The organism is Algoriphagus sp., from assembly GCF_046296635.1.
Taxonomy (GTDB): Bacteria; Bacteroidota; Bacteroidia; order Cytophagales; family Cyclobacteriaceae; genus Algoriphagus.
The window spans coordinates 1-20,010 of sequence record NZ_JBKBKZ010000032.1 but is presented as its reverse complement, the minus strand read 5'-3'; the positions used below and the strand labels follow the sequence as shown (position 1 = coordinate 20,010).

Below are 20,010 nucleotides of genomic sequence, written 5' to 3'. Positions count from 1 at the left end.
GTTGAATAAAACTATTTTTAGGGTAAAAATCCCTTTTATAAAAATGCTTAAATTCTGCTTTTCAATTTTTTTCACGTTTTCCATTTTGTCCAGTCTTTTAGCTCAAATCTCGATCGAAATTGAACAGGATTCGGATCGAAATGTGCTTTTCTACGCCATTAATCCAACAAAAATACCTTATTCGGTAGTTATGAATTTTTCCCAGCTTCAAAATATGAGTACTGCTGTAGGAGGCAATGTGACTGCTATTGCTTCACCGGGAAGATCTAAAGTCGCCACGCTAAAACCTACTTTGGCAGGTCAGGGAACTAACTACCGCTATAGCTACAGCTTCGCAAAAGGTAATGTCTACGGCAAAACAAAAATTGATCCGGTATATCTCATTCCTGTTTCTGAAGGGACGCGAGTCAAAGCAATTCTCAATAATAACATTTCAAAAACTTTAAAAAAGGAAGAGGGATATGAGACTTATGTGGGTGTCTCCTTCATTTTTGACAAACCCACATCCATTGTAGCGCCGAGAAAAGGTGTGATCGCTGAGATGAAAATGGACTACACAACGCAAAAAGAAAATTTGAACTTTTCAGCCGATGAAAATTACATCGAGATCTATCACGAGGATGGCACAATCACCAAGCTGATGGTTTTGAAGCCTAGTTCTGAAAAAGTTGAAGTCGGAGATTTAGTGCTTCCAGGGCAGGTTTTGGCGGAATCAGGTGGGGAAAATTATCTGCAAGGACCTCATCTCCGAATGGTCAATCAGCGGACGGTGAAAGACGGTCTTGATAAGTTCAAATACTCCTACTATCCTGTTGTATTTACCACTGACGTGGGAAATTTGGAGATCAAAGAGTTAAGTGATTTTACAGTGACTCATCCTTTGGAGGTTGTCACGCTGGAGTTGAATAAGAAGGAACTGAAAAATTTTCAGTCCGGCAAATAAGCTCGTATTACTTCCTATTCCCCACCCAAACACCAAGTATCACCCCTGCAATTCCGATATAATGGCCTATCAATAGGACTTCTCCGTCTAGCACTCCCCACATGATAGCCACAATCGGAATCGTGTAGGTGACCAAGCTGGCAAAAAATGGACTTGCACTTTTCACCATTATATTGAAAAGCACGAGTGCAGTGGCTGTACCCACCATTCCCAAAATCGTCAGATAGCCCAAGGCCTCCCAAGCTTGTGGATGGGTGATTAATTTGTATGAAAAATTAGTGCCGGCAAAAAGGTAAATCAAAGCCATCGGCAGAATCATCAATAATGAAATCGAGGAGATTTCTATGGATTTCAGTTTGGTGAAGCGGGTTTTGATGACGTGGAGGTTGAAGCTGTAACAGATACAGGCTGCAATCACAAAAAGTCCATAGACATTTATGCCTGCCAAAGATTCCCCCCAGTTTCCTCCCTCTTTGTAAGCAATTAAGATAACCACACCGACTAAGGCGATGACTAATCCGAGTCCATTTCGCATGGTAATCCTCGTATTAAAAAATACTGCTCCGACCAATACCACAAATAGCGGGGTCAGTGCATTTAATACGCCCGTCAGCGAACTGCTCAACTGAGTTTGAGCCATTGGGAAAAGAAAAGCAGGAATAAAGCTCCCCAGCAAACCTGCTATCAAAAGGTTTTTTACCTGGGTTTTACTGAGATTTTTGATTCGTGGGAGAGAAAGTGGAAGTAGGAGTGTAGCCGCTGCTACCATCCGATATGCACCAACTTCTCCCGGACTGAAAACTTCCAGTCCACGCTTGATCAAGATGAATGAACTTCCCCAGATTAAAGTAAGAATTGTCAGTAAAGCCCAGTTTTTCAGGCTGTTTTCCGAATGAGTTTCGCTCATTAATTTGTCTGGAAGTAATTCGTGTGCAAAGGAAACAAATCCAAAAGATAAAAAGTCAAAAAAAAGAGGCTACCTCATAATATCTTTTGTTACATTGAGCGCCTGCCTGTCCGGTAGGCAGGAAGTCGAAATGTAACCCTGATTGTTACAAACGGGCTTCGACTCCGCTACCGATGACAGATTGTATTTAATTTTGTAAAAAATAATATTATAGAATTTTATTCCGATTTGGAATCTTTAAATCGTTAGACATTGATCTTTAATCATGGTTTTGGATTTAGGTTAGGCTATTGTTTTTCTTCGTTCTTTTGGCTTGACCCAAAAGAACCAAAAGGTCAAGATTTGCCAAAGCTCCAACCCTGCCTTTGCCGGCAGGCAGGCGCACTAGGCCGAACGCTGGCTCGCTGGCAAATCCTCCCCCCGAGCCCTTCCGATCAATGTTTTGTCTAGCCGAACAAAATCCAGACGTAAGCTCACATTTTATTGGCTTTTGGCATGCTAAACCCTGTCATTCCCTTTTTGTATGTTTACCAAATATTTCAGACTCAGCCTGACATAGAAAAGTCTTTTAAGACAGTCTCTTGGTTTCAGCTTTGAAATTCATAATCCGCATAAAATTCTTCGACCTGTTCTAGAATTTCCACTACTTGTTCATAGGTATCGGCAGTGACCATTTCAGTTCGGAACGGTTTGAAATTTGGCATCCCTCGGAAATAATTCGTGTAGTGACGACGCATTTCAAGTATTCCCTGCTTTTCACCTTTCCATTCCACTGAGAAGTCCAGGTGTTTTTTTGCGACAGCGATCCGTTCTTCCAGGGTTGGTGCTTGAAGTTTTTCACCGGTGGCGAAGTAGTGCTTGATTTCATTGAAAATCCATGGATAGCCGATCGAAGCTCGTCCGATCATCATTCCATCAACATTGTATTTTGTTCGGTATTCAGCAGCTTTTTCCGGCGAGTCTATATCTCCATTTCCGAAAACCGGGATATGCAATCTTGGATTTTCTTTGACCAAATTGAGGTAACTCCAGTCTGCCTCGCCTTTGTACATTTGCTGACGCGTCCTAGCATGGATCGAAATCGCCTGAATTCCAATATCCTGAAGCCTCTCGGCTACCTCTACAATCCGTATCGTGTCATGACTCCAACCTAAACGGGTTTTCACTGTAACAGGAATATTCACACGCTTGACGATCTCTGCGGTCATGGAGACCATCTTGTCGATATCCAATAAGATACCGGCTCCGGCACCCTTGCAGGCCACTTTGTGTACCGGGCATCCAAAGTTGATGTCCAAAATATCAGGACCGGCGGCTTCAGCTATCGCGGCAGCTTCACGCATAGATTCGATCTCAGCGCCGAATATCTGTATACCTACGGGTCGCTCATAGTCATACACATCCAACTTTTGAATGCTTTTGGAGGCGTCTCTGATCAGCCCTTCTGAGCTGATAAATTCGGTGTACATGAGGTCTGCCCCGTTCTGTTTACAGACTGCGCGAAAGGGTGGATCGCTTACATCTTCCATGGGGGCGAGCAGTAGAGGAAATTCTCCCAGCTCCAACTTTCCAATCTTAACCACTTCTCAATTCTAAATTTGGCGTAAATTTACCTGAAATTATGGAGATATACGAAGCCCAGTCCGAAATAGCCAAGCGAAAGAATTGGCTATTGTCGTTGATAGTCATTGTTTTAGTCACTTTTGGTACACTTATTTTACTTCAGGGGATCGCACTGGCTTTCATGCCGACTCTGTTTAATATCTCAGTAGCAGAAATTATGGGGCTCATGACCGGCAATTATGATGTGCCTAACGGTAGGATGGCCATGTATTTTGTCCAAGGGATTGGTTCGGGGATTGGATTCTGGCTTGCAGCTTGGATTATTACCCGCTTTATTGAAAAAGCAGATTTAAAGTGGGATGTCCAACAGTCCAGATTTAATGTTAAAAATCTAGGTGTTGTATTCGGAATTACTCTCGGAGCGATGTTTTTCAATGGACTTTTGGTGTATTGGAATGCGCAGCTTGTCTTGCCGGAGTCCATGTCGGGAATCGAAAGCTGGATGAAGGAAATGGAGACTCAGTTGATGGAAATGACCAAGTTTCTGACTGATTTTCAAAATATCCCGGAGTTATTGACCGGTATTTTGGTAATTGGGGTTTTTGCTGGAATTGGAGAAGAAATGTTTTTCCGTGGTTTGATCCAACCGAAAATGAAGCAATACACCAATTCGGCTCATTGGGGGATTTGGTTGACAGCAATTATTTTTTCAGCTATTCATGTTCAATTTTATGGCTTCCTCCCCAGAGTATTTTTGGGAGCTTTATTTGGCTACATGTATTTGTATTCAGGAAGCCTATTCTATCCGATTTTGGCACATATTTTCAATAATACCCTAACTGTAATTGTGATTTACATGTCAAATCAGGGGATGGTAGATTTTGATTTGGAATCAACGGATACTGTTTCTTATCCGGCAGCCATTCTCGGACTTTTGGTTCTTATGGTTGGATTCTTTTACTTTAAAACAATCAATCAACCCAAAGATGGACAGTTGGATAAAGGTATTTGAGAATCAGAATCAAATTCGCGCTGAAATCGTGAAGGGTGTTTTGGAAGAAAACGGAATCTCTGCCGTAGTGATGAATAAGAAAGAGACTGTTTATCACGTATTTGGCACTTATGAAGTACTTGTCCCAAAGGGCGATGCCCTACTCGCCATGCAATTGATTCAAAATGAGATCACGTTTTAACATCAATAATTACAGTAATCTAGGGCAGCGGGCGATCACTGCTGTCATTGGAGCATTAGTGGTAGTCTCGGCCGCAATTTATTCGGATTGGACCTATTTTATTGTTTTTGTTACAATTTTAGGCTTCGCCCAAATGGAATTTTACAAACTTACCGGCTTGGATGGAATGCTTCCTCTAAGGAGCTTTGGGACGTTTCTTGGTCTGATGATTTTCACTTTGACTTTCATGATCGAAAAAGAGCGACTTCCCCACGAATACCTTTACTTGATCTTTCCTCTGGTATCTCTTACTTTTTTCATCAAACTCTACAAAAAAACTGATAAGAAGCCCTTCACAGGTGTAGCATTCACTTATTTGGGGATTTTTTATGTTGCAGTCCCATTTTCGCTGTTAAATCTGGCTGTTTTCTCTGTGGACGCAGTCTATCACTTTGAGATCTTGATTGGGAGTTTACTTATTCTATGGGCAAGTGATACAGGGGCGTATTTTGCGGGGACTAAGTTTGGCAAGACAAAGCTTTTTGAACGGGTGTCTCCAAAAAAATCATGGGAAGGTTTTCTAGGCGGAGCTTTTTCGGCTATTGCTGTGGCATTTATCATTTCACAATACTTCCATGTTATCGCAGATTGGAAGTGGCTGGTGATAGCTGGCATCATTATTATAGCTGGTACATATGGCGACTTGATTGAGTCACTTTTCAAGCGTTCTATCGAAATCAAAGACTCTGGTAACGGTCTTCCAGGACATGGGGGATTTATGGATCGTTTTGACGGATTATTACTTTCCGCTCCATTTATTACCGCTTTTTTGAAAATCTTCTAATAGAACAAGGCCCAGTCTGAAAATCTAATTAAGTTTGTATAGCATTTCACATTTTCATTTTAATAACCCAATATGGCTTACATTGAACCGGCTCCAATAAAGGATAAAGAGAATCCTTTGGAGTCAATGATGGAAAGATTCAACATCGCTGCTGAGAAACTCGGTCTCTCCGATGAGGTTTACAACGTGTTGAAGAATCCCGCCAAACAAGTAATCGTCTCCCTTCCCATCACTATGGACACTGGTAAGATCCAAGTATTTGAAGGAATCCGTGTTATCCATTCTAATATTCTGGGACCTGCAAAAGGGGGGATTCGTTTTGCTCCTGATGTACACCTGGATGAAGTGCGAGCACTTGCTGCGTGGATGACTTGGAAGTGTGCAGTAGTAGACATTCCTTATGGTGGGGGTAAAGGAGGAGTACGATGCAATCCCCGAGAGATGTCAAAAGGTGAAATCGAGCGACTGGTTCGTGCTTACACCATGGCTATGATCGATGTCTTTGGTCCGGATAAGGATATTCCTGCTCCGGATATGGGAACAGGTCCTAGAGAAATGGCTTGGTTGATGGATGAATACTCCAAAGCTCATGGGATGACAGTACCTTCTGTGGTGACAGGGAAACCTTTGGTCCTTGGAGGTTCTCTGGGAAGGACAGAAGCCACAGGTCGAGGTGTGATGGTCACTGCTTTAGCGGCCATGCAGAAGTTGAAAATCAACCCTTTTTCAGCCACATGTGCTGTTCAGGGTTTTGGTAATGTAGGTAGTTGGGCAGCACAGCTTTTGGAAGAAAGAGGTTTGAAAATTGTGGCGATTTCCGATCACACAGGAGGCTTCTTCAACGAAAAGGGAATCAATATCCAAGAAGCGATCAAGCACAAAGAAGCAAATAAGGGAACCTTGGAAGGATTCACCGGCGGAGATCGAATGGAAAATGCAGATGATTTGCTGACATTGGAAGTGGATGTCCTTGTGCCTGCAGCAATGGAAGATGTGATAACTGCAAAAAATGCCGAAAGAGTTCGGGCGAAACTTATTGTAGAAGGTGCCAATGGACCTACTTCTGCAAGAGCGGATGCAATCCTTTTGGAAAAAGGCATCATGGCTGTGCCTGATATTCTGGCTAACGCCGGCGGTGTGACAGTTTCTTATTTTGAGTGGGTGCAAAACAGATTAGGATACAAATGGACTGCAGACCGGGTCAATCGTAGATCAGATCGGATCATGAAAGATGCCTTTGAGCATGTGTACGAAGCTTCTGTCAAATATGGCGTGTCCATGCGGATTGCCGCTTACATCGTAGCAATTGATAAAGTGGCCAAGACCTATACCTTCCGAGGTGGGTTCTAAGGCCTTATTTGGTTAAAATTTTTACCTTTGAGGGCGTGGAGTTAAATCCACGCCTTTTTAATTCAATCACTATGACAATACATCGAGAGGGAAGAGTACTCCTGTTTTGGATGATGATCATCCTCGTTGCACTTAATTACTTGCTTTATTATTATTTGCCTGAAGAAAGGCTGCTCATTAATTTATCAATGTTGGTCAGCGTGGGTTTATACTTGATTGTCCTCCAATTTTTTAGAAATCCTGTTTTTCCTTTGCCTGACCAAGAAGGAATTGTCTTCGCGCCTGCAGATGGTAAAGTAGTGGTGATTGAAGAGGCATTCGAAGGAGAGTATTTAAAAGAAAAGCGCAAGCAAGTTTCCATTTTCATGTCTCCGATCAATGTCCATGTCAATCGATCACCTGTAAAAGGTGAAGTAGAATATTTCCAATATCACCCAGGGAAATATCTCGTGGCTTGGCATCCAAAATCCAGCACTGAAAACGAGCGAACTTCTATGGTAATCAAGGATGAAAAGGGAACTAAAATCATGGTTCGCCAAATAGCCGGAGCTCTAGCCAGAAGAATCAAGTGGTATGTGAAAGCTGGCTCTCAACTCGAACAAGGTGGGGAGTTTGGCTTTATTAAATTTGGTTCGCGTGTAGATATGTACTTGCCACTCGATGCAGAGATTCTATGTACAATGGATCAAGTAACTAAAGGAGCAAGGACGCCAATTGCCAGGTTGAAATAGTGTACAGGTAGTTTATAAAAGTAAATGAAAAAGGCTTCCTAACGATCAGGAAGCCTTTTTGATTTTATAAACCCACAAGCCTAGGCCAAGAGTACTAAGGAAAAAAATCAAGGTCGTCCATTCAAAGGTTCTTCGCTCGCGCAATTTGACTTCAATTTCTTTATCCCGCTCTGCAACGGCTCGTTTCAGTGATTGGACATCCCGTTCAAGCGTAATTGTGATGGACTTGTAATCTTCTTTTTCCTGGGAAATAACTGTCGTTTCTATCGAACCAATCATTCGAAGCTCGTCCATAATCTGATTGTCTTTGGAGACGATCCGCTCGAGCCATTCATTAGTCCCGATCATGTCTTTTTTTGTACGATTTCCAAAAATTCCTGACTTTTTGCTTTCGGATGACCGCCATTGTGCGTGTAGTTTATCTCTTTCCTGGACCATCCGCTCGAGTTTAGCCCCATCAAATCCTGGACTTTGGTAAAGTGTAAATAGTAGTACAGCTATTAAATTGAGCATGATTTTTTCGATTGATTTTTTTCTTTTAAAACAAAACCTATTCCAGTTCCTTTTTTAGTATTCAGTCTCAATTAGCAGTTTTCAGGAAAATCTTTGGGATTTTTGACAGCGTAATTGCCGTGCCACCTGGAACTGACTTCGACTTTCCGCCACGGCGGACAGGCTGCTCAGTCTGACAGACCTGCAAACTGATCACTAACTACTAACCATTTACTATTTACCATTTACCATTTACCATTTACTACTCACTACTCACAATCTGCCTACTACTCACTGCAACTGCCAACTTACTTCCGCAACTGCCTACTCCACAAAGCCCTTCCAAGCTCTTGTCATCTCCTTCTTCCCCGGAGGACCCGGAACTACTTCTACTGCCAATCCGAGTTCCTTTAGGTCACGCTGCAATTGACCCTTTGAGGAATAAGTTGTAAATACTCCGCCGGGTCGCATGGCATCTGTCACTTTTTCCAAAATCTCTTTCGTCCAAAGTTCCGGTTGTTTACTCGGGGCAAAGGCATCAAAAAAGACGACATCCGATGGATAGAGTTGGGCTTCTTCAAGCGTTACGCTATCTTTTTTGAAATTGAAATATTCTGAAACCGGACCCCCTTCATTCCAAGGAGCTTGATGGAGCGCTTCGAAGTATTTATGGAAATGCCAAATGCCATGGTCATGCTCAATATAATTAAGTTGAGAATAAACTTCCTTCTCGATTGGGAAAGGCTCAATCGTATGGTAAAGAACAGGAATCTGATTTTGCTCGGCCCAAACCAATGCCAGCCAAGCATTCAATCCTGTCCCAAAACCCACTTCAAATATTCGGATGGGGAATTTGCGTGGATTCCTTGCAAGCCAAGAATCTAAGCCGTAAATCATATAAACATGAATCGATTCCCGATAGGCACCATGAAAACTATGGTAGGTTTCCTGAAGGTCTTCGTGATAAAGAGAATGCGAACCATCCTCTGTGGTGATGATTTTCAGCTTTTCACTCATACTTTATAAATCAATGCGGTGCAATAGGCAGAAACTCCTTCTGTTCTTCCCACAAAACCCAGATGCTCGGATGTGGTGGCTTTGATGGATATGGCATCTTCCTCTACGTGCATAACTTCTGCAAGACAACTTTTCATGACAGGAATGTGAGGATTAAGTTTGGGAATTTGCAAACAAACTGTTGAGTCCAGATTCCCGATTTCATAGCCAGCTTCCCGAATCATTTTCATGACTTCAGTCAAGAGGATTTTGCTGTCGATTCCTTTGAATTTGGGGTCTTTGTCAGAAAAATGGTAGCCGATATTTCGCAAATTGGCTGCTCCAAGAAGCGCATCACAAATTACATGAATCAAAACATCGGCATCCGAGTGACCCACAGCACCTTTTTCATGTTCAATTTTGATCCCGCCCAACCAAAAATCATAGCCTTGCTTAAGCTGATGGACATCGTATCCGAATCCTATTCTAAATGGTGTCATTAATTAATCGATTGATAATAAAGAACAGAAGCCTGATCCTCCTTCAAGATTTGGTTAGCCCAAGCTTTGATTTGAGGAGCTTGAATTTTTGATTTTTCTTCAAATTCTCTCCAATATATGTCGGGATCACCCAAATGGGCAAAATATGCCAAATTCATCGCCCGATTGAGCAATTGAATTGATTCATAGGTTTTCATAGCCTCTCCCTGATTTTTGATTTTTTGGAGTTCTCGTTCAGAAATTTCATTATAAATAAACTCCGATAAAACTTCATCCAGTGCATCTTCGGCCGCTTTGGCGGAGACTCCGGATTCCATTTTCCCGGAAAAAACAAGAAGTCCAGGGTCCACAGATCCGGTGATATATCCTCCTACGGATGCAAATATTTTCCCGTTTTTGACAAGCCGTTGCTCGAGTAGGGAAGATTTTCCCGAGCCCAAAATATCACTGATCAAATCTGCTTCCAAATAGCCCGGTTCGCCTTTCCCCGGCATTTTAAAGGCTTTATATAATGCATCAGTAGGGACGTTGGAATGAAGCTCTTTGGATTTTTTTATAGTTTGGACAGGTTCATGCAATTGTCCACTCCAAGATGAAGAATTTGATGGGATTGGGCCAAACCACTTTTCTGCTAAATTTTCTATTTGAGAAAGCGTGACATCTCCCGCCACCACAAGGATGGCATTGCCCGGATGATAATGCGTGTTATAAAAATCCAGAATATCGGCTTTGGTGTAGTTAATGATGTCATCAAGTGTTTGACCGATTGTCGGCCAGCGGTAAGCATGCTTTTCAAAGGCTAAATCCCGCATATGATGCCACACATCTCCGTAAGGCTGATTGAGATACCGCTGCTTGTATTCCTCCATCACCACTTTGCGCTGGGTTTCGATGGTTTTTTCACTTAGGCTCAATTGCAGCATCCGATCGGATTCCAGCCAAAAGGCTGTTTCGATATTTGCTGCAGGAAGGGTCATGTAATAATTGGTGATGTCAGGGCTGGTGAAGGCATTGCAAGACCCACCTACTCGCTCCAATTCCCGATCGAAAACAGGGACATTGGCAGAGCTTCCAAACATTAAGTGCTCAAAAAAATGAGCCAACCCGGTTTTTCCAACTTGCTCAAATCTCGACCCTACTTTATATAAGAGATTGAAAACGGCGATTTTGCTGCTGTGATCCTCATGGACGATCACTTCAAGGCCATTTTTCAGAAAAATTCTATGATATGGAAACATATTATTGGTTTAGCATTCTTTAGAAATCACATAAGCCAGTTTTGGTTTTAGAAAAGTGTGGAAATCTTTTGATTTCAAATTTTCACCACTTAAACCTGCCATTAATGTAAGATGTCCTGTTTTTTACAAAAAAAGCCGAACTTTGGTTCGAAGCGCTAAGTTAGACTTCCCAAACATACTTCACCCATTCCGATGAAAAAACACTGCGTAGATCTGAAAAAGACGGGACAGTTTTCGAGATTTTTTTTAGACTACATTGAAGGAAAGGAAGCATTAAGGCCATTTTATTCGCATTTACTCAATATTGAGAGTTTCAAAGCAGCAATTGAAGCGAAAAAATTCCCTTTCGAAAATCGAGAAATTCTTCATCGTGTGTTAGTAAATCATTATTCAGAAATAGAAATTTCAGAGGCAGTGTCCTCTAATATTGACTCAATATTAGATGAGAAAACATTCACTGTCACGACAGGCCATCAGTTAAATCTTTTTACCGGTCCGCTCTATTTTATCTATAAAATCGTCTCCACGATCAATCTGGCTAAAAAGTTAAAAGCGACCTATCCCGAATTCCATTTTATCCCGGTTTATTGGATGGCAACTGAAGATCATGATTTTGACGAGATCAATTATTTCAGGCTTGACGGTAAAAAGTATCAATGGCACTCCAATCAGCAGGGTGCAGTAGGTGATTTTATACTTGATGATTCCTTCAAGGCTTTTATGAAAGAAGTGGATTTTGCTCCGGATGTTTTCAAAAATGCCTATTTGGGCAGTAAAACTTTAGGGGAAGCCGTAAGAAAATATGTGAATCAAATGTTTGGAGAGGAAGGTCTTTTGGTAGTGGATGGAAATGACGCTGCGTTCAAATCTCTATTTAAACCGGTGATCAAAGCAGATCTTTTTGAGCATATCCCTTTTGAAAAAGCACAGCGTGCATCAAAGGAATTAGAGGAACTGGGCTATAAAAGTCAAATTTTCCCGAGGAAAATTAATTTCTTCTATTTGGAAAATGGACTTCGTGAACGGATCGAACGATCTGGTGATGGGTTTCAAGTTTTGAATTCAGATATCCGATTCACTGTCCAAGAACTTGATTCCATGGTTGAATCTAATCCTGAGCGATTCAGTCCAAATGTTGTCTTAAGGCCTTTATATCAGGAAGTGATTCTTCCCAATTTAGCTTATTTGGGAGGTCCCGCTGAGGTGGTTTATTGGTTGCAGTTGAAGGGGATTTTCGATCAGTTTGAAGTTCCTTTTCCTGTTCTTTTACCCAGAAATTTCGCTTTAATTCTCGATCAGCCTATTTTGAAAAAGATGGAAAAACTGGGTTGGAGATTGGAAGATGTTTTTGTTGATTTTGAAAGCTGGAAGAAAGCTTTTGTGGCTCAACAGGCGCAGGTGGATTTCGGTATGAAAGAAGAAAGAGAAATCATCTCTCAACTTTTTGATGAAAAAGGAAAAGAAGCGTCCGCCTTGGAGAAGAGTTTGGATTCCGCATTTCAGGCTGGGAAAGTGCGAAGCTTAAAAATTATCGATCAGATGAGTGCCAAATTGCGGAAGGCTGAAGAAAGAAGGCTTTCAATGGAATTGAATAGAGGAAAAGCAATTTTAGATTTTACGGCTCCGAGCGGTAGTCCTCAGGAGCGTGTGGTTAACATGATGCAGTTTTACCTGTCAAATCCCAATTTAATTGAAGATTTACTTGGTTGTTTTGATCCCTTGGAATTTAACATGATGGTACTGGAATATTAATGAAGACTAAACAAGAATTACGTTCAGCTTACAGACAGCTGAGAAAAAGCCTCAAACAGGAAGAGGTAGAGGTGAAATCCAAGGCAATCAACGCTCAATTGCAAAAGTGGCTTGAAGGAAAAGATTCGATTCAACACTTCCATTTATTTTTCCCAATTGATCGATTCAATGAGGTAAATACCTTTTATATCCAGAATTCCCTTGATCAAAAGGGAAAAACCTTGTACACTTCTCAGGTGAACAAAGCGAATACAGAACTGGAAACGCTAAAACTACCGGCTGATGCAGCTTTTTTCTTGGACGAATGGGGTATTCCGGTGCCCCAAGAATCTATCATGGTGTCTCCAGGCAAAATAGAACTTGTATTTGTCCCTTTGCTGGCCTACGACAAGTCCGGAAATCGGGTAGGGTTTGGAAAAGGCTTTTATGATACTTTTCTAAGCACATTAAATAATGATGTAATCAAAATCGGACTGAGTTTTTTTGAACCCGAAGAGGCAATTCAACCCGAACCGCATGATATCGAATTAGATTATTGCATTACTCCGGAAAAAGTTTTTACATTTTGACTGGAATTAATCAGTTAGACATTGAAAAAGTACCCCTTACTTACTTCTGCCTTAATTTTTCTGGCATTTATTTCTTTTTCGCCCTTTGTCAATGGGCAACAAGGCGCTTATAACACGATGTTAGGGGTTCGGGCGGGAACCTCCTTTGGTGCTTCTGTAAAACAGTTCGTGACTGATCAGTCAGCTGTGGAACTTATGGTCTTTAACCGCTGGAAAGGATGGAATGCAGCTTTACTTTATGAAAAGCACATGGATATCCGTGAATTCCGCGGTTTGGAATGGTACCTAGGAGGTGGAGTGCATTATGGGATTTGGAAAGAACCGAAAGCTGAACCGCCTTGGGTGTACAAAGGCACAGAGGATTACAAGGCTTATGGAGTTGATTTTATAGCTGGTTTAGAGTATAATTTTTATAACACTAATATTTATCTAAGCTTTGACTGGAAACCAGCATATAATTTTGTTAGGTTCACTAAGTTGTGGGGAGATGAAGTAGCCTTTACTTTGAGATATTCTTTTTGAAATTAGAAAACTGGTTATAAAATGAACCAGTTTTTTCATTTTTGACAAAAAAATGAGAAAAATGTTAATAAAAATGAACATGAAATTTCGATTTTTTAAAAAATTCAATTATTGAATTTCGAAAACAACAAAGTTTTAAAATTTTATTAGAAAAAATGAAAGAAAAGATACTTTTTATTCTTAAAAACGAGTAAAAAACAGTTTTTCTACCCTATTTAATTTTTTTTTTCAGTTGAGAATAAATTTTCAATTCAATCTTTTAGGGGATTTTTCAAAATATTGTTTCGCGAATGTTAAAAAATTAGCCTCAGACAGTTAATAATTGTTAACATTATCGATTTCGACCAAATAAAGTGCTTATCGTCCCGTTCACACAAAATTTTTACCGCTTTTGAAATGATCTGATAATAATTTTTATTTACCGAATCAACTAAACTAAATACCTTATGAGAAAAGCTTTACTCTTTGTTGTTGCGCTTTTCACCATGACCCTCAGCTATGAGGTGTCGGCGCAGCAACGGGTAATTACCGGTACGGTAATTTCCGAGGAAGACGGATTAGGGTTGCCAGGGGCAACAGTTCTCGTCAAGGGTACAACAGTAGGTACTACCACCGATTTGGATGGTAATTACTCTATCAATGTACCGGCGGGATCTAATGTTTTGATTTTCTCCTTTGTGGGTCTTAAATCCGCAGAAGAGACTATCGGCAACAGGTCCGTAGTCAACATCACTCTCAAGACTGATGCGTCAAATCTATCCGAAGTGGTAGTTACGGCGATCGGTATCGAAAGAGAGAAAAAGGCACTGGGTTACGCAGTAACAACAGTGGACAATACGCAGCTGGAGAACAGACCAGAGTCTGACGTGGCTAGAGTACTTCAGGGCAAAGTGCCAGGTGTAAACATTACATCTACCAACGGGATGTCTGGTTCGGGTACCAACATGGTAATTAGAGGATATTCCTCTGCTACAGGTTCCAACCAGCCTTTGTTTGTGGTGGATGGGGTTCCGTTCAACACAAGTACCAACAACCAGAACGGATTTAACCAGGGTGGTGCAACCACATCCTCCCGATTCTTGGATATCGATCCAAACAACATCGAGAGCATGTCTGTGTTGAAAGGTCTTTCAGCAACTGTTCTCTATGGTGACCAAGGTAGAAACGGGGTAATCCTGATCACTACCAAGTCTGGTGCTTCTAAGAGAAAGGCTGCTGAAGTGACGATCAACCAATCGGTTTTCACCAATCAGGCGGCTTCTTTGCCAACTTACGGCAACGAATATGGAAATGGTTTCCAGCAGGCTCCGGGTTTCTTCTTCTCTAACTTCGGTCCGAGATTGGATGAAGGTCGGACTGTGGCCCACCCATACGCTGTTTCTTCTGTTGCTGCGATACGGAATGCATTTCCGCAATTTTGGGAAAATGGAATCATAGGCGGAACCCCTGTCAGGTATGAATACAAGGCTTATGATGATCCGTCTAAAGTATTCTTTAAGACAGGCTTGATCTCAAATACTTCCATACAAATTGCCGGCGGTTCTGACAAAACAGGATTCAATGCAAGCTTTGGTTACACGGACGAAGAGGGCTATTTGCCAGGTAATAATCTGGAGAAATACAACTTTGGATTGGGAATCAACTCTGCAATAAGTGATAAGTTGTCAGTAAACTCATCCTTTACTTTCTCAAAAACAGATTTGCTTTCTCCTCCCGTAAATGCCTCTTTCGGTTCCGGAAGTGCAATTCCTTCTGTTTTTGGTCACGTGCTTTTCACGCCTCGCTCAATGGACTTGGGCGGACTTCCATGGGAAAATCCTGTTGATAAGAGCTCTGTTTATTTCCGAGGTGATAATGGTATAGTAAATCCAAATTGGTTAGTAAGAAATTATGTCAATTCTTCGGATGTACAGCGTTTCTTCAACTCTACCTCTTTGAATTATGATATCAATGACAATTTCTCAATCACCTACAGACTGGGTCTCGATACTTATACAGAATTGCAAGAATTGAGATATAACAAAGGGGGACCCTCTTCCAATTTGGCGACCAGAAACGGGTACTATAGATCGATAAATATCACAAATACCATCTGGAATCAGGATTTGATTCTCAATTGGAAAAAGGAATTTTCCGATAAATTCAGTATGAGTGCATTGCTTGGAGGTAACTCCCGCTATGACACCTACGCACAAAACGGAGTAGCGTCTCAGGGTCAGTTGGCTTATGGCCTTTTCCGTCACTCCAACTTTGAAAATTCATCCAGTAATGATGCTTATTCAGGGGGTACAATGACGGCTACTCAGGAAGAAAGAAGATATGGTGTGTACACCAACATTACGCTGGATTATTCTGATTTCTTGTTCTTGAACCTTTCTGCCAGAAATGACTGGACTTCAACAGTGGAGGCCGAAAACAGAAGTATTCTTTATCCAGGTGCTTCAATTTCATTCCTTCCGACTACTGCCTTTGATTGGAGATCTTCCACTCTCAATGATTTGAAGTTACGATTGGGCTATGGAACCTCAGCGGGTTACCCAAGACCATACAGTACCAGAAATATTCTGGCACAATCCGCAAGAGCGTTTGATCGAGGTGGAGTTACAGCAACTCACTCAGTTTCCAATATCCTAGGTAATCCAAACTTGAGACCCGAGCTTCATGGCGAATTGGAATTCGGTGTGGAGGCAGTGATGTTCAATAATAAACTTCGATTTGATCTCTCCCTCTATGAGAAAAACACTAGAGATCTAATCACTCAATCTCCGATTGATCCGGCTACTGGTTTCACGTTTACGGCTATAAATATTGGTAAGATCAGAACCCGAGGTGCTGAACTTCAGGCCACGGTTACTCCAATTTCTACTCCTTCTGGATTCCAGTGGAATTCTACCATTAACTGGTCGACTTATCGCACTGAAGTTCTTGAGTTGGGTGGAGGTTTAGAAGAAGTTGTTGTAGCAGGTTTTACCACACTAGGCAACTTTGCGATACCTGGTCAGCCTTTCAATGTGATCAAAGGGGTTGGTTTTGATAGAACTCCTGAGGGAGATCCAATCATCCTATCAAATGGTTTACATAAACCTGCTGCTAATCTTGTTGTTTTGGGTGATCCAAACCCAGCTTGGACAGGTTCATGGATCAATGGATTTACTTACAGGGGCTTCAACCTGAATGTGATGATGGAATATAGACACAAGGGTGTTGTTTTCTCTAATACTGTTACTGCAACGTTGGCTCGTGGTGTGACCAAAGATCCGGTTGTTGACAGAGAGTTGACGTTTATCTTACCCGGTGTAAGACAGGATGGTACAAATGCAGATGGAACTCCTAAGTATATTCCAAACGATCAGCAGATTACAGCTTCTGATTACTTCTTTGGAGGTTATCAAGGTGCGACTGATGAGCCAAACGTATTTGACGGTTCTATGGTCCGTATGAGAGAAGTATCGCTTGCTTATCAATTGCCAAATTCCTTAATGGCTAAGACTCCTTTCAAGAGAGCATCATTCGCAGTGAGTGGAACCAACCTCTGGTTTTTGGCACTCAACTTTCCTCCAAACATGAACTTTGATGTGGACGTGTTGGGAACGGGAGTTGGTAATGGTCTCGGATTTGATTTTGTGACTGGTCCTAGCTCTAAAAGAGTGGGTGGAACGTTAACTCTTACTTTCTAACCCTAAACAGACATGAAAATGAAAAAATTTCTATATGGATTGACAGTAGCTACCTCTTTGGTATTTGCCACGTCTTGTGGTGACAAGTTGGAGGAATTGCTGGAAAATCCCAATGCGGTAAATGCGCAAACTGCATCACCGGATTTTCTTTTGAACAGAATCCAACTGGATTATCAGTCTCATTGGTTTGGTTTGGCCGACAGAGGAGCTAGACTTACTCGTCAAATTAATCAAGGTTCTGCACTTTATGAAGCAGCATACACTGCTCCAAATACAAATGGTGTTTGGACAAATGCTTACGCAAATATCTTGGCTGATATTGATTTTCTGATGCCTTTGGCAACTGCAGCAAATCTTCAGCGTCATATGGGTATTGCAAAAACGGTAAAAGCAATGGTCCTAATGGATTTGGTAGATTCCTTCGGGGATGTGCCGCTTACTGAAGCACTAAATCCTGCCAATTTCAATCCTAAAACTGATACCGGTGCTTCTGTTTATCAAGCGGCTTTTGCGCTATTGAATGAAGCGGCGGGTCACTTTACAGCTGCCACTTCTGTGGGGACTCCAAATGATTATTTCTATAATAGAAATTATACCAAATGGGTTCGATTGGTTAATACCTTGAAGTTGAAGTTTTTTATCAACACCAAATTGGTTGCCGCTGCCGCATCTACAGCAGGTATTAATGCGCTGATTGCTGAAGATAATATGCTGAAGGTTGGGGACGATTTTGTGTTTCAATTTGGTACTACAGCTGCTGATCCGGATTCCAGACATCCAAAATTTGCCGGACAATATACTCAAGGTGGTGGTGACTATCAGTCTACCTCTTACATGTGGAGATTGACAGAGGAAAAAGTAGGGATTGAAGATCCGAGACCACGATACTATTTCTATCGTCAGGTTTTAGCCAATACAACTAATCCCGACGAGCAGGAATGTATTACTCAGCTCGCCCCTCCACACTACTTGGTCGGTAATTTTATCTACTGTAATCCTGGTACTAGAGGTTATTGGGGTAGAGATCACCTGGATCCTGATGGGATTCCACCGGATGGTTTGAAAAGAACAGCCTATGGTGTGTATCCGTCCGCCGGTAGATTTGACAATAACTCTGCGGCTCCTGTAAATAACAATCTATTGGGAGGAAGAGGTGCAGGTATCCATCCGATCATGTTGGCTGCTTTTGTTGACTTTATGCTTGCAGAGGCTGCTTTGACTCTAGGGACTACGGGTAATGCTAAAACCCTACTCCTTTCTGGCATTACCAAGCAGATCAATTATGTTAGAACTTGGTCATTGACTACAGCTGAAGCTTCAGTAATCACTGCATTTGATCCAGCAGAACAATACAATCGCCGCAGAGATAATTACGTCACTTTCGTGGGTAATCAGTTTGATGCTGCCGCCAATGCAAGTGAGAGATTGAACGTGGTTGCTGTTGAATACTGGTTAGCTTTGTTTGGAAATGGAAAAGAGGCATTTGACCTTTATCGAAGAACAGGTAAGCCTGAAAGAATGCAGCCGGCACTGGAGGGTAATCCTGGACCATTTATCAGAACCTACTTGTATCCTAACGTCTACATGGTAACAAATACCAATGCTGTTCAAAAGAAAGATTTGGCTGCCAAAACTTTCTGGGATACAAATCCTGACTCGCCTTGGATTTACTAACCGAAAAATCAGAAAAAATGAAAATGCTAAAATATAGTTTCGGCTTATTCGCAATGATGCTCATGTTGCTGACGTCCTGTCGTGATTTTGTGGAGCCCAATGTTCCATACAGCACATTTGACACGGCAGCGTATTTGAGAACCATTTCGAGAACCAGTACAACGTTTAATTTCTTCAGTCTACCAACCTCCAAGTTTGCTTTGACATTGGAAGCTGTAGATAAGGAAGATGGTGCTACTGTGTCCAATGTAGAAGTAAGGGTAAGACACAGAAGATTGATTGCAGGTGTTGGATTAAGATATACTCCGGAAAATGACGTCCTTGTAAAGACACTTCAGGCTTCGGATTTCAAACCAAACCCTGATTCAAGATTTCTTAGGGTGGCTTTTGAAGTGACTGCTGCTGAGGCAATTGCTGCCGTTGGTTTAACTTCTGCCCAAATTGATGGTGGTGATGTGTTTGAATTCAGATTAGTATTGAATGATAAATTTGGAAGAAGATTTAGCTCGGACAATGTAACAAACAACGTTGCAGGTGCTCCATTCTACAATTCACCATTTCAATATCCTGTCAGTGTAATCTGTCCTTCAGACCTTGCGGGTACGTATGCATTTGATGCTTTGGAAACATTTTGCGACAAAACCTTCTCTGGATCAACCACCTTTACGGCAGTAGCTGCTACTCCGGGAGCTTACACTGTAACGGATGGTACATTTGGCGCTTGGCAAGCTTGTTACCCAGACCCTTGGGGAAATGGTAACGTAAGAATCAATGATGCTTGTGGTCAATTGACTATGAGCGGTACTGATAAGTATGGTGATAGTTATTCCATGACTGTCATTAGTGCAACACCGCAAGTTCTAACCTTCAGATGGGTGAATACTTTTGGTGAATTCGGTACTGTGGCAGTTAAATCAAATGCCAACAAACCTTGGCCTTCGTTGAGATAACTTGATCAAATTAAATTATTAAAAACAGCGCTCAAAAGGCGCTGTTTTTTTTTATCTGTATATCCGCTTCTTTGCCAGTAAATCAAAATGGCCTCGACTTCGCTCGGCCTCCGGATTCTGGTCGTTTAGG

The 20,010-nt window shown here is 41.7% G+C and carries 18 protein-coding genes; 12 read left to right on the top strand and 6 right to left on the bottom strand.

Annotated features, from left to right (window positions below; translation table 11 throughout):
* Nucleotides 1-43 precede the first annotated feature (43 nt).
* Nucleotides 44-943, top strand: a complete 900-nt coding sequence (locus ACK4HU_RS18875) for a M23 family metallopeptidase (RefSeq protein WP_409809281.1) — start codon at nt 44-46, stop codon at nt 941-943.
* Nucleotides 944-950: 7 nt separating this feature from the next.
* On the opposite strand, the gene ACK4HU_RS18870 is transcribed toward ACK4HU_RS18875, so the two are convergent.
* Together ACK4HU_RS18870 and dusB are read right to left on the bottom strand one after the other, a co-directional pair.
* Nucleotides 951-1,850 (bottom strand): DMT family transporter, encoded by a 900-nt coding sequence (locus ACK4HU_RS18870; protein ID WP_409809280.1) that lies wholly within the window; start codon nt 1,848-1,850, stop codon nt 951-953.
* A 587-nt stretch (nt 1,851-2,437) separates the two neighbouring features.
* Nucleotides 2,438-3,433, bottom strand: a complete 996-nt coding sequence (gene dusB / locus ACK4HU_RS18865; protein WP_409809279.1) for a tRNA dihydrouridine synthase DusB — start codon at nt 3,431-3,433, stop codon at nt 2,438-2,440.
* A 38-nt stretch (nt 3,434-3,471) separates the two neighbouring features.
* Between dusB and ACK4HU_RS18860 the strand changes: the two genes are divergently transcribed.
* From ACK4HU_RS18860 to ACK4HU_RS18840, 5 genes are all read left to right on the top strand, one after another.
* The gene (locus ACK4HU_RS18860) at nt 3,472-4,425 is read left to right on the top strand and encodes a CPBP family intramembrane glutamic endopeptidase (protein ID WP_409809278.1); all 954 of its coding nucleotides are present in this window, start codon (nt 3,472-3,474) and stop codon (nt 4,423-4,425) included.
* Nucleotides 4,400-4,606, top strand: coding sequence for a putative signal transducing protein (locus ACK4HU_RS18855; protein WP_409809277.1), 207 nt, complete (start codon nt 4,400-4,402; stop codon nt 4,604-4,606). Before ACK4HU_RS18860 ends, ACK4HU_RS18855 begins: the two co-directional genes overlap by 26 nt.
* Nucleotides 4,590-5,429, top strand: coding sequence for a phosphatidate cytidylyltransferase (locus tag ACK4HU_RS18850; protein WP_409809276.1), 840 nt, complete (start codon nt 4,590-4,592; stop codon nt 5,427-5,429). The genes ACK4HU_RS18855 and ACK4HU_RS18850 overlap by 17 nt, the downstream gene beginning before the upstream one ends.
* Before the next feature lie 72 nt (nt 5,430-5,501).
* Nucleotides 5,502-6,779 carry a Glu/Leu/Phe/Val family dehydrogenase gene (locus tag ACK4HU_RS18845; protein ID WP_409809275.1) on the top strand — a complete coding sequence of 426 codons (1,278 nt, stop codon included), beginning with the start codon at nt 5,502-5,504 and terminating at the stop codon, nt 6,777-6,779.
* Nucleotides 6,780-6,850: 71 nt separating this feature from the next.
* Entirely contained in the window at nt 6,851-7,510 is a 660-nt protein-coding gene (locus tag ACK4HU_RS18840; RefSeq protein ID WP_409809274.1) for a phosphatidylserine decarboxylase family protein, read from the top strand.
* Nucleotides 7,511-7,555: 45 nt separating this feature from the next.
* Here the strand turns inward: ACK4HU_RS18840 and ACK4HU_RS18835 are convergent, their stop codons facing one another.
* From ACK4HU_RS18835 to ACK4HU_RS18820, 4 genes are all read right to left on the bottom strand, one after another.
* On the bottom strand, nt 7,556-8,023 hold the full coding sequence (locus ACK4HU_RS18835) for a Clp protease ClpB (RefSeq protein ID WP_409809273.1): 468 nt from the start codon (nt 8,021-8,023) through the stop codon (nt 7,556-7,558).
* Between the two features lie 303 nt (nt 8,024-8,326).
* Nucleotides 8,327-9,019 carry a tRNA (5-methylaminomethyl-2-thiouridine)(34)-methyltransferase MnmD gene (mnmD, locus tag ACK4HU_RS18830; protein ID WP_409809272.1) on the bottom strand — a complete coding sequence of 231 codons (693 nt, stop codon included), beginning with the start codon at nt 9,017-9,019 and terminating at the stop codon, nt 8,327-8,329.
* Nucleotides 9,016-9,498: a 2-C-methyl-D-erythritol 2,4-cyclodiphosphate synthase gene (ispF, locus tag ACK4HU_RS18825; RefSeq protein WP_409809271.1), complete on the bottom strand. Its 483-nt coding sequence runs from the start codon at nt 9,496-9,498 to the stop codon at nt 9,016-9,018. Before ispF ends, mnmD begins: the two co-directional genes overlap by 4 nt.
* Nucleotides 9,498-10,736: a M16 family metallopeptidase gene (locus tag ACK4HU_RS18820; RefSeq protein WP_409809270.1), complete on the bottom strand. Its 1,239-nt coding sequence runs from the start codon at nt 10,734-10,736 to the stop codon at nt 9,498-9,500. Before ACK4HU_RS18820 ends, ispF begins: the two co-directional genes overlap by 1 nt.
* A 192-nt stretch (nt 10,737-10,928) precedes the next feature.
* Between ACK4HU_RS18820 and bshC the strand changes: the two genes are divergently transcribed.
* From bshC to ACK4HU_RS18790, 6 genes are all read left to right on the top strand, one after another.
* On the top strand, nt 10,929-12,488 hold the full coding sequence (bshC, locus tag ACK4HU_RS18815) for a bacillithiol biosynthesis cysteine-adding enzyme BshC (protein WP_409809269.1): 1,560 nt from the start codon (nt 10,929-10,931) through the stop codon (nt 12,486-12,488).
* Complete coding sequence (locus ACK4HU_RS18810) at nt 12,488-13,057, top strand: 5-formyltetrahydrofolate cyclo-ligase (RefSeq protein WP_409809268.1); 570 nt, start codon at nt 12,488-12,490, stop codon at nt 13,055-13,057. Before bshC ends, ACK4HU_RS18810 begins: the two co-directional genes overlap by 1 nt.
* A 21-nt stretch (nt 13,058-13,078) precedes the next feature.
* Nucleotides 13,079-13,579, top strand: coding sequence for a hypothetical protein (locus ACK4HU_RS18805; RefSeq protein ID WP_409809267.1), 501 nt, complete (start codon nt 13,079-13,081; stop codon nt 13,577-13,579).
* 446 nt (nt 13,580-14,025) lie between these two features.
* Nucleotides 14,026-17,256: a SusC/RagA family TonB-linked outer membrane protein gene (locus ACK4HU_RS18800; protein WP_409809266.1), complete on the top strand. Its 3,231-nt coding sequence runs from the start codon at nt 14,026-14,028 to the stop codon at nt 17,254-17,256.
* An 18-nt stretch (nt 17,257-17,274) separates the two neighbouring features.
* On the top strand, nt 17,275-18,930 hold the full coding sequence (locus ACK4HU_RS18795; RefSeq protein WP_409809265.1) for a SusD/RagB family nutrient-binding outer membrane lipoprotein: 1,656 nt from the start codon (nt 17,275-17,277) through the stop codon (nt 18,928-18,930).
* A gap of 17 nt (nt 18,931-18,947) precedes the next feature.
* A complete protein-coding gene (locus ACK4HU_RS18790; protein WP_409809264.1) occupies nt 18,948-19,880 on the top strand; it encodes a hypothetical protein in 933 nt (310 codons plus the stop codon).
* Nucleotides 19,881-20,010: the final 130 nt, after the last annotated feature.

Excerpts from the sequence above, each read along its gene's own strand:
- ACK4HU_RS18795 (WP_409809265.1), top strand. The coding sequence starts at position 17,275 with ATGAAAAAATTTCTATATGGATTGACAGTAGCTACCTCTTTGGTATTT.
- ACK4HU_RS18875 (WP_409809281.1), top strand. The coding sequence starts at position 44 with ATGCTTAAATTCTGCTTTTCAATTTTTTTCACGTTTTCCATTTTGTCC.
- ispF (WP_409809271.1), bottom strand. The coding sequence starts at position 9,498 with ATGACACCATTTAGAATAGGATTCGGATACGATGTCCATCAGCTTAAG.
- ACK4HU_RS18860 (WP_409809278.1), top strand. The coding sequence starts at position 3,472 with ATGGAGATATACGAAGCCCAGTCCGAAATAGCCAAGCGAAAGAATTGG.
- bshC (WP_409809269.1), top strand. The coding sequence starts at position 10,929 with ATGAAAAAACACTGCGTAGATCTGAAAAAGACGGGACAGTTTTCGAGA.
- ACK4HU_RS18870 (WP_409809280.1), bottom strand. The coding sequence starts at position 1,850 with ATGAGCGAAACTCATTCGGAAAACAGCCTGAAAAACTGGGCTTTACTG.
- ACK4HU_RS18810 (WP_409809268.1), top strand. The coding sequence starts at position 12,488 with ATGAAGACTAAACAAGAATTACGTTCAGCTTACAGACAGCTGAGAAAA.
- ACK4HU_RS18790 (WP_409809264.1), top strand. The coding sequence starts at position 18,948 with ATGAAAATGCTAAAATATAGTTTCGGCTTATTCGCAATGATGCTCATG.
- ACK4HU_RS18820 (WP_409809270.1), bottom strand. The coding sequence starts at position 10,736 with ATGTTTCCATATCATAGAATTTTTCTGAAAAATGGCCTTGAAGTGATC.
- mnmD (WP_409809272.1), bottom strand. The coding sequence starts at position 9,019 with ATGAGTGAAAAGCTGAAAATCATCACCACAGAGGATGGTTCGCATTCT.
- ACK4HU_RS18850 (WP_409809276.1), top strand. The coding sequence starts at position 4,590 with ATGAGATCACGTTTTAACATCAATAATTACAGTAATCTAGGGCAGCGG.
- ACK4HU_RS18855 (WP_409809277.1), top strand. The coding sequence starts at position 4,400 with ATGGACAGTTGGATAAAGGTATTTGAGAATCAGAATCAAATTCGCGCT.
- ACK4HU_RS18835 (WP_409809273.1), bottom strand. The coding sequence starts at position 8,023 with ATGCTCAATTTAATAGCTGTACTACTATTTACACTTTACCAAAGTCCA.
- ACK4HU_RS18845 (WP_409809275.1), top strand. The coding sequence starts at position 5,502 with ATGGCTTACATTGAACCGGCTCCAATAAAGGATAAAGAGAATCCTTTG.
- ACK4HU_RS18840 (WP_409809274.1), top strand. The coding sequence starts at position 6,851 with ATGACAATACATCGAGAGGGAAGAGTACTCCTGTTTTGGATGATGATC.
- ACK4HU_RS18800 (WP_409809266.1), top strand. The coding sequence starts at position 14,026 with ATGAGAAAAGCTTTACTCTTTGTTGTTGCGCTTTTCACCATGACCCTC.